The sequence below is a fragment of the Pseudoalteromonas sp. SA25 genome, assembly GCF_011378705.1.
Lineage (GTDB): Bacteria > Pseudomonadota > Gammaproteobacteria > Enterobacterales > Alteromonadaceae > Pseudoalteromonas > Pseudoalteromonas arctica.
Window position 1 is genome coordinate 65,239 of record NZ_WTKV01000025.1, and the last position, 9,393, is coordinate 74,631.

7 protein-coding genes are annotated in these 9,393 nt (G+C 39.6%); 2 read left to right on the top strand and 5 right to left on the bottom strand.

Going from position 1 to position 9,393, the window contains the following annotated elements:
* Positions 1 to 22 precede the first annotated feature (22 nt).
* The 4 genes from ubiB to GQR45_RS17855 all read right to left on the bottom strand — a co-directional run bounded on the left by ubiB (position 23) and on the right by GQR45_RS17855 (position 4,157).
* On the bottom strand, positions 23 to 1,627 hold the full coding sequence (ubiB, locus tag GQR45_RS17840) for a ubiquinone biosynthesis regulatory protein kinase UbiB (protein WP_101217598.1): 1,605 nt from the start codon (positions 1,625 to 1,627) through the stop codon (positions 23 to 25).
* A gap of 9 nt (positions 1,628 to 1,636) precedes the next feature.
* A complete protein-coding gene (locus GQR45_RS17845) occupies positions 1,637 to 2,320 on the bottom strand; it encodes an SCP2 sterol-binding domain-containing protein (protein WP_165726634.1) in 684 nt (227 codons plus the stop codon).
* Between the two features lie 11 nt (positions 2,321 to 2,331).
* On the bottom strand, positions 2,332 to 3,087 hold the full coding sequence (gene ubiE / locus GQR45_RS17850; RefSeq protein WP_024589468.1) for a bifunctional demethylmenaquinone methyltransferase/2-methoxy-6-polyprenyl-1,4-benzoquinol methylase UbiE: 756 nt from the start codon (positions 3,085 to 3,087) through the stop codon (positions 2,332 to 2,334).
* Positions 3,088 to 3,170: 83 nt separating this feature from the next.
* Positions 3,171 to 4,157 (bottom strand): GGDEF domain-containing protein, encoded by a 987-nt coding sequence (locus GQR45_RS17855; protein WP_007579862.1) that lies wholly within the window; start codon positions 4,155 to 4,157, stop codon positions 3,171 to 3,173.
* A 358-nt stretch (positions 4,158 to 4,515) separates the two neighbouring features.
* Between GQR45_RS17855 and GQR45_RS17860 the strand changes: the two genes are divergently transcribed.
* Positions 4,516 to 6,294: a DUF885 domain-containing protein gene (locus tag GQR45_RS17860; RefSeq protein WP_165726636.1), complete on the top strand. Its 1,779-nt coding sequence runs from the start codon at positions 4,516 to 4,518 to the stop codon at positions 6,292 to 6,294.
* Between the two features lie 112 nt (positions 6,295 to 6,406).
* Positions 6,407 to 7,873 (top strand): FMN-binding glutamate synthase family protein, encoded by a 1,467-nt coding sequence (locus GQR45_RS17865; RefSeq protein WP_197103504.1) that lies wholly within the window; start codon positions 6,407 to 6,409, stop codon positions 7,871 to 7,873.
* Positions 7,874 to 7,915: 42 nt separating this feature from the next.
* On the opposite strand, the gene GQR45_RS17870 is transcribed toward GQR45_RS17865, so the two are convergent.
* Entirely contained in the window at positions 7,916 to 9,289 is a 1,374-nt protein-coding gene (locus GQR45_RS17870; RefSeq protein ID WP_096058041.1) for an IS4 family transposase, read from the bottom strand.
* Positions 9,290 to 9,393: the final 104 nt, after the last annotated feature.

The following is a 9,393-nucleotide window of genomic DNA, read 5'->3' on the forward strand; positions in this document are numbered from 1 at the left end:
AATAGCGCAAATAGCACTCAGTTTATGCGTTGCGCCATGCTGCAATAAAGCTAATAGCGGATAAGGCTATTGCAATGCTTGCAGCTACTAAATCGTGCTGTAAATAACAAAGTGTTGCCATAATCATTGTAGCACTACCAAATAAACTCAATATTAAAGGTTTATGAGATACCTTTTGTTCTTGAGGTTGATGAGCGTGTGGTGCACGCTTTAAATTTTGGTAAATTAGATCAGGTAGTTCAGGCATTTTTTCAGCCCAAAATGGCAAGTTAGCATACATTTGCTTCAGTACTGATAGCGGTCCAACTTGCTGCTTCACCCAATCTTCTAAAAAGGGTTTGGCTGTTTTCCATAAGTCGAGTTGCGGGTAAAGCTGACGCCCTAATCCTTCAACGTATAATAAGGTTTTTTGTAGCAATACTAATTGCGGTTGTACCTGCATGTTAAAACGACGTGCAGTATTAAATAGATTTACGAGCACGTGACCAAATGAAATTTCAGCCAAAGGTTTATTAAATATAGGCTCGCAAACTGTGCGAATCGCAAATTCAAATTCTTCAATGCTAGTATCTGGTGGTACCCAACCTGAATCAACGTGTAGCTGTGCAACTTGGCGATAATCACGATTAAAAAAGGCGATAAAGTTTTCAGCTAAATAGCGTTTATCTTCTTTGCTTAACGTACCAACTATACCGCAATCAATACCGATATACATTGGATTTTCAGGATGCTCGCGAGAGACGAATATATTACCAGGGTGCATGTCGGCATGAAAAAAGCTGTCTCTAAACACCTGCGTAAAAAACACTTCTACGCCGCGCTCAGCAAGTAATTTCATATTAGTGTTTTGCGCCAGCAATGCATCCGTATCAGACACTGGTATACCGTAAATACGCTCCATTACCAGCACATTGCTACGGCTGTAATCACTGTAAACTGCAGGTATATATAATGAATCAGAGCCTTCAAAATTGCGTTTTAGTTGAATGCCATTGGCACCTTCTCGCATTAAATCGAGCTCGTCTAGGAGTGTTTTTTTGTATTCTTTAACCACTTCAACGGGGCGTAGACGTTTTGATTCGTTATGGACTTTTGCAAGTACCTTAGCGAGCTTTTCCATTAACGCTAAGTCGGCATTAATTTGCTCGTAAATATTGGGTCTAATAACCTTAATTACTACATCTTGCTCAATGCTTTGCTCATCAATAAGCTTTGCTGTATGTACTTGCGCTATAGATGCTGAGGCCAGTGGAATTTGTGAAAACTCACTAAATAACTCACTTATGTCGTTAATTTCTAGCGCTTTTTCTATAATTTTTTGTGCAAGTGCGCCTTCAAATGGCTGAACTTGATCTTGTAAAAACGCAAGCTCTAAAGCGATATCATGAGGGAGTAAGTCACGACGAGTTGAGAGCATTTGGCCAAATTTAATCCAAACAGGACCAAGCTCTTGTAGTGCCAAACGTAAGCGTAGCCCTGCAGGTTTTTCTTTGTGCTGATTACGCAGCCAAAACAAACTGCCACGAGCTACTTTACCAAACCAAGGGATCTTATGTTTTGGAATTAGCTCGTCTAACCCATAGCTAAGTAATGTTTTGGTGATGTTATACAAACGTGCAGTCGACACAAAAAATCCTTAGCGGGTGTTTGAAGGTGAAAAAGAGTTTAACAAGGTATTTATACGCAGCTCAACAGCAGCGACTTGGCCTTTGAGTTCTCTATTTTTTTGTTTAAATTGCTCAAGTTCTAATGGGTGAATAGTAATTGCGAGCTCATCTTGGCATAAACTTGTAAGCATTGTACTTATTTTAGTGTTGGTTTTGCTGCTCTTTTGTTTTAGTTTTTTTAAGTGCAGATATAACTGCTGAGCGGGGGTATCGCCAATGTATCTAGAGAGCTGTTCAGGCCAATCAATATCAATGCCTGAAAACGCATTGCTATAAGTTTGCGCAATATTTAAATCGCCTTGTAAGTCGAGCTTATCTTGGCGAATTAACTGGGTAAGCATAGCTGGGTTTTTAAGCGCTAAAAGCGTGTCTATGTCTGCGCTGATCATACAATCTGCGTTTTCATTATTTTGAGCACTGTATAAGTGTAATTGCTCAGCGCTATAAACAAGTTGGATGCTTTGTTGCCAATCTCTTACTTCAACCACTAAGCGCTGATGTTTAACGGCGCTTAGCTTTTGAGATAATTGTGGGTCAAGGCTAAGTGCTTGATTTAGTACACGCTCAATAAGCGAAAGTACAAAATTAGGTAACATAAAAAATTCAGATGGCATTGCATCATTATTATTTTTTGTTGTTTTCTCAAGCGCCATAACTACTAGCCTTAATATTTAAAACCACGGTGCAGCGCAACAATACCGCCAGTGAGGTTTTGATATGTTGTTTGCTCAAAGCCTGCATCTTCCATCATCGCTTTTAGCGTGTCTTGATCTGGATGCATACGAATAGATTCAGCTAAATACTTATACGATTCACTGTCGTTAGCAACTAGCTTACCCATTGTTGGCAATAAGTTAAATGAGTAAAAATCGTAAGCTTTACTAAGTACGTCATGCTCTGGTTTTGAAAACTCTAAAACAAGTAAACGACCACCTGGCTTTAAAATACGGTACATAGAGCGTAATGCTTTGTCTTTATCAGTAACGTTACGTAAGCCAAAGGCAATAGTGATCACATCAAAGCTATTATCTGGGAATGGCAGCATTTCTGCATTCATTTGCACGTAGTCGATATTGCCTACTAAGCCAAGATTATGTAGTTTTTCACGACCAACTTTAAGCATAGATGAGTTTATATCACCTAAAACAACTTGACCCGTTTCGCCCACTAATTGACTAAACTTTGCCGTTAAGTCGCCAGTGCCACCGGCTAAATCAAGTACATGATGGCCTTTACGAACACCTGAGCTTGCAATAGTTTGACGTTTCCATAAACGATGTACACCAAAAGACATTAAATCATTCATTACATCGTATTTTGCAGCTACTGAGTGAAATACATCAGCAACCATAGAAGCTTTATCGTTCTCGGCTACTGTTTTATAACCAAAATGCGTGGTCTTTTGTTCGGTTTCGTTCATGATTAATCTCTATCGTGACAATAGAGGTTAGTGTACTTTATTGTACACAGTAGGTGCAATTTGAATATGATTTATCAGGTAATTTATTGCCCTGCAGTGTAACTACTTTGACCTAATGAACGTGCTTTAAAAGCCGCATGAGATGCTTTTTTTGCTAACTGATTAAAATCATCTTCTTGTTGATGCTGAGCAATTCCTAGTGATAAGCCAATACTTGGTAGCTTGATACCTGTTTTTGAACTAACAAAGCGTAGCTTTTCGACCCCATTTCGTACTTTTTCGGCAATAACATTAGCTGTATCTGGGTCTATGTCGGCGAGGAGAACAGTAAATTGATCTTTTGCTGTGCGACCAGGTAAGCCACTTTGAAAAACATATTTTTGCACTTGCTTAGCGACTTTACTCAAAATGACTTCACCAATAATATCACCATAATTTTTAGTAAAGTGATCAAGGTTGTCTATTTGAATCGCTATTGCGCAAATAGATTTTTGTTGATTAGTCCACACTTGGGTTTGTTGCGTTAAATAATGGCGCTTATAAAGCCCTGTTTGGCTATCAATAATATGCTGTTTACGAAGTTGAGTTAGCTGCTTTTGTGTTTTTTCGTGTAGTTGTTTGGCTTTGCTTAGTTCTTGCTTAAATTGCTTATGTTGGTTGAGTAATTCGGCGGTTTGATTATGAAGAACTTCAAGCGCTTGACGGCTTTGTTCTATGTTGTTCTCATCTAGGGAATGTACGCATTCGCTCACTTGACCCGCAAAGCGAATTATTTGCTTTTCAGTAGCTTGAGAATTTTGAGAAAGTGAGTTTATAACACCATCAACATTTTGAATCATGTTGACTTGCGCTTTGTGGCCAGTATTTAAAAACTCAGAATGTAGTTGTTCAATTAAAACGCTATCTATATTGTCTTCAACAGCGATAGCACGGTCTAAAGCTTTGTTTAGCTTGAGATTAGTTTGACTGGTATAAGCATAAATAACTTGATAATTCAGCGGCGTAGGTGGGAGCGTATAGCGCTCTAAAAAAACACACACTTTGGTCATTTTTTCTTGTGCAATAGCCATGGAATCATGGAACATCATTTTAAATACCAACTAAGTACGCATAAGTGCAAATTTTAAAATATCTCATTCCATGAGGCGGTTATGCGTCCGAGCTTTTTATTATTTTTTTATACAGTAATCATTATCCGAGCTATTTAAAAGCAAAAACGATAGTTAGGGAACTTAAATTTTGCTTTAGCAGCTTAATCGCTGTTTTTCTCATCAATTAGGCTGGTTTTTACTTCATTTAATGTATGTAACGTATTAATACACTTGGTATAAGTAGGGATTATTACTATGAGGTTGGTCTCATTTACTTGCTATTTATTTACCCTACGATAGCTTTATGAAATTAATAACACTGCTAAGTTACATTATAATGAATCATTTTTTAATTAAGCCCCTTCGCCAATCTTTATTTGGTATCACGGTTTTGTGCTCATTAAGTGCATGCCAAATGACCATGCAAAATTCAGATCAACAATTTACTCAAGTAGCGCAAAGTATTGTTGATTATAGAGAAAGCATTAACCCTTACGATAGTGTAGGTGGTGTTGAAGGTTATTTATTACCAAATTTATCCTCTGAATTTTTAGCGCAAGAATATAAAAATAAAACGCGATTACTTGCTGAATTAGACACTATTAATATTGAAAAGCTAAGCGATGAAAATCAAATTAACTTCGATATTATTCGAGCTCAAGTACAAAACAGTGTCGATGAATATGTATTTAATGCGCACTATATGCCGCTCACCTCTGAATATGGGTTTCATTCTGGTTTATCGTACATAATAAATAGCTCTAAATATAAAAACCCGGAAGATTACCAAGTGTATCTTGCACGATTGGCGCAAGTTCCACGCTTTTTTGAGCAAAACATGTATTGGATGAAAAAAGGGCTTGAGACAGGGCTTACTCAACCTAGAGCTGTATTAGAAGGTTATGAAGATTCAATTAATGCTTACATTGTTGACGATGTAACTACGTCTGAATTTTATAAACCATTTTTAACTAACGCAGCTGGTTTAAGTGAAAGTGAATTTAAAGCACTACAACAAAAAGCTAAAAATATTATAAAAGAAGAGGTTATAAAATCTTATAAGGATTATTTAGCGTTTTTTACGCAGCAATATCGACCTGGTGCACGTACAAGTATTGGTATATCAGATACACCTAATGGCGAAGCGTTTTATAAAAATAGAGCTAAGTACTACACCACTACCGATATGACACCTAAAGAGATTCACGAACTTGGCTTAAAAGAAGTTGAGCGAATTCGTAGTGAAATGGAAAACGTAATAGTAGAGGTAGGTTTTAAAGGCACGTTTGCCGAATTTATCCACTTTTTACGCACTGATCCACAATTTTACGCCACAACACCAGAGCAACTTTTAAAAGAAGCATCTTATATTGCTAAAAAAATGGATGCACAACTGCCTAAATTATTTCATACCTTACCGCGCAAACCTTATGGTGTAGCACCTGTACCGGCTAGTATTGCACCTAAATACACAACCGGTCGATATTCAGGCTCTAATCGAGATGATGAAGCAGGGTATTATTGGGTAAATACTTACGCTTTAGATAAGCGCCCTTTGTATGTTTTAGAAGCATTAACGCTGCACGAAGCCGTGCCTGGCCATCATTTACAAATATCACTTAATGCAGAGCTTGAAAATCTGCCGAGCTATCGCCGTGATGCTTACCTCTCGGCATTTGGCGAAGGTTGGGGGCTTTACTCTGAATATTTAGGTTTAGAAGCCGGCTTTTATCAAGACCCATATAGCCGTTTTGGTCGTTTAACGTATGAAATGTGGCGAGCAGCGCGTTTAGTTGTTGATACAGGTATGCATATGTATGGCTGGAGTCGCGAGCGTGCCATGAACTTTATGAGCGAAAATACAGCGCTTTCGTTGCATAACGTTAAAACCGAAACCGATCGTTATATTACATGGCCTGCACAGGCGCTTTCGTACAAAATAGGTGAGCTTACTATTAAGCGTTTACGCATTGAAGCAGAGCAAGCGCTAGGAAAAAGCTTTGATATTCGTGAATTTCATCATCAAATATTACGCCATGGTTCAGTGCCTTTATCGGTACTTGAAACGCAAGTGCGTTTATATATAAAAGCAGAGTTAGCTAAACAACAGAATTAGATATAAGGCAGTTAAAGCCTTGAACAAATAAAAGTGTTATGTCATTTTGGTGGTATAGCACTTTTTTATTTTAAAAACAGTCATCAAGGGGCCTTGGGTGAGTAATTTTATAATGTTTAGTATTGATGTATTTGCAAGTATGTTTATTGTTGTTTTAGGGTTATTGGTTTTAATCGTTGTCGTTTTTTATATTCGAGATGTAACACAAACCAAGCATGCTATTAGACGTAATTACCCTGTTATTGGTCGCTTTCGATATTTTTTTGAACGCCAAGGTGAGTTTTTTAGACAGTACTTTTTTGCTCAAGATAGAGAAGAAATGCCGTTTAACCGCGCAGAGCGTAGTTGGGTTTATCGTGCAGCAAAAGATGTTGACCGTACGGCTGCATTTGGCTCCACGCAAAGCTTAGAAGTAACAGGTACGGTTATGTTTATGAACTGTGCATTTCCTACTTTAGACGAAGAAGCGCTCGACCCGAGTAATGTTACTTTGGGTCCATACTGTAAAACACCTTACACGACCAACTCGTTATTCAATGTGTCTGGTATGAGTTTTGGTGCGCTTTCAAAGCCAGCTGTACGAGCCTTATCAAAAGGGGCAAAACTAGCGGGTTGTTGGATGAACACCGGTGAAGGGGGGTTAAGTCCTTATCATTTAGAAGGTGGTGCCGATTTAGTGTTTCAGATTGGTACAGCTAAATATGGTGCACGAGACGAGCATGGAAATTTAAGTACCAAAAAGCTAAAAGAAATAGCGGCTCACGAACAAGTAAAAATGTTTGAACTTAAAATGAGCCAAGGTGCAAAACCAGGTAAAGGCGGTATGTTACCAGGACGCAAAGTTAACGCCGAAATAGCTAAAATTAGGGGCATACCAGAAGGGCAAGATTCTATTAGCCCCAATGGTCATCCTGAAATTAAAAACCCAGCCGATATTCTGGATATGATTGCCACTGTGCGTAACGCGACAGGTAAACCTACAGGGTTTAAAGCCGTTATTGGTGCTTACGGATGGTTAGAAACGTTGTTCGCTGAAATAAACCACCGTGGTATAGAGTCCGCGCCTGACTTTATTACCATAGATAGTGCTGATGGTGGTACGGGCGCAGCACCACAACCGCTTATGGATTCAGTGGGTTTACCACTGCGCGAAAGTTTACCGCTTGTAGTTAATATGCTTGAAAAACATGGACTGCGAGATCGTATTAAAATAATCGCGTCTGGTAAATTAATCGTTCCTTCAAAGGTTGCTTGGGCGTTAGCGTTGGGCGCTGATTTTGTTGTATCGGCTCGAGGGCATATGTTTGCACTGGGCTGTATTCAGGCAATGCAATGTAATAAAGATACCTGTCCGACTGGGATCACTACGCATAACGAGCGTTTGCAACGCGGCTTAAATGTAGCTGATAAAGCGCAACGAGTAGCTAACTATAATAAATACATTCATTACGGAGCTGGGCTAATAGCCCATTCTTGTGGTGTGACTAGTGCACGCGAATTAAAACGTGAACATGTACGTATAGTGCAAGAAAGTGGTTTATCAGAACCGCTCGATAAAATTTACGAAAACTATAAGTAAGTTTTTAACTAACTAAAAAAGGCGCTAATAGCTGTCTCTTGATCACAAGTCTGACTCAAGAGATTTTGCTAAATCGTAGCCTTCCAGGATGGCTTGTAACTTAAGCCATCCTTGCCATAACACTTTCACAGATGCACGCCCTGTGCGCTTGGTATCTTTCCAGCCTCCTAACTTTGCCAGTTCCTGATACGCCCATGACATATTTGGAGCAGTTTCAGGCAATGGTGTTTTTATTCTCTTTAACCACAATAACTTCCATGCTTTGGGAGATAACAGTTGTTCACAACTTGGAGAATCAGGCTGCTCATTGGTGAACTTTAGTTGCAATATTCGCGTCGCAATAAAGCCATTAATCGTCACCAATCTTTCCATGTTATCTTGGCTTTGAAGGCGTAAACTTTCGATATCCGTACCATCACTTTTCCAGACTTTATGGTATTCCTCTACAAGCCAACGGTGCTCATAGTAGGTGATGATAGCTAAAGCGTCTTCTTTGCTGGTGACTGGTTCACTGGTTAATAGGTGCCAGCTTAAGCCGTTCTCAGCGTTTCCTCGCTCTGCACAGCCGACATAGTAAACTGGGAGGGAGTGTCCTTTCTTATTGTAAGGCGCTTTGAGTGTCACTGGCGCATAGGTGATATCCAGTGTTGCGCTTCGGGCTTTTCTTCCTCCTTTTTGTGCAATGTGGATGTGTTTGGTGCCTGCACTCATCAGCTCGCTTGCAAACGCATAGAGCTTATCCTCACCTTCTTCAATATGACGACTTTGCATCGAGCGTACGACGAATCGTTGCTGCTCGCTCAGTTTATACTGCAAGTATTCGTAGATGTCCGCTTCGCGGTCACACACCGATATCACGTTCGCCATTTGTCCTTGCAGCCGCTCTGCCATCGCTCGTGACGCTGACTCCCACTTGTAACTTTCTTTTTCTTCGTAAGAAGTCGTCGCGTGTTTTTCTCTTTTTCCAATCGTGTTGATATCACGACTCCAGCGAGACTGTTCAATTAATCCCACAACTTGCTTTGTGTCTGGCGCAAACAGTAATACGCTATGAGCTAACAAGCCTCGTTGTTTTGCTCCTCGTCCGACATGACCCAAATCATCTCGAATGGAGGAATGTTTATAAATTAGTGTGGTCGTGTCTTCTAATGCGAGTAATAAGTTATGACTTTTTGCTTGTTCAACCGTGGCTTTAAAGCCTGACTCTGCTATAGCCGTTGCGTCAATATTCTCGTTGCGAATAAAGCGGTAGGCACCTTCCATATCGGCGGGGGATTGAGTGATGTTCACAAGTGGTTTTCCTGGTTCATTTGCAAGCGTTGATGCTAACTTTACCAGACGCGCTGTTCTTCTTGGATCACCTAAGTCCGATTTACCGAATTGTTGTTTTGCCCAATGAGTATGTTCGTTAATCATAATGTGCCCTCAAACAAGATTTGAAGATCTGATCATGACATTGAGATTTAGTTCAAAAAAATCCCCGCTAATTTCTTAGCAGGGATTTGTGTATAAGAGACAGC

Bases quoted from the DNA above. Each gene is read 5' to 3' on its own strand.
- GQR45_RS17845 (WP_165726634.1), bottom strand. From the start codon at position 2,320: ATGGCGCTTGAGAAAACAACAAAAAATAATAATGATGCAATGCCATCT.
- ubiE (WP_024589468.1), bottom strand. From the start codon at position 3,087: ATGAACGAAACCGAACAAAAGACCACGCATTTTGGTTATAAAACAGTA.
- GQR45_RS17855 (WP_007579862.1), bottom strand. From the start codon at position 4,157: ATGGCTATTGCACAAGAAAAAATGACCAAAGTGTGTGTTTTTTTAGAG.
- GQR45_RS17860 (WP_165726636.1), top strand. From the start codon at position 4,516: ATGAATCATTTTTTAATTAAGCCCCTTCGCCAATCTTTATTTGGTATC.
- GQR45_RS17865 (WP_197103504.1), top strand. From the start codon at position 6,407: ATGTTTAGTATTGATGTATTTGCAAGTATGTTTATTGTTGTTTTAGGG.
- GQR45_RS17870 (WP_096058041.1), bottom strand. From the start codon at position 9,289: ATGATTAACGAACATACTCATTGGGCAAAACAACAATTCGGTAAATCG.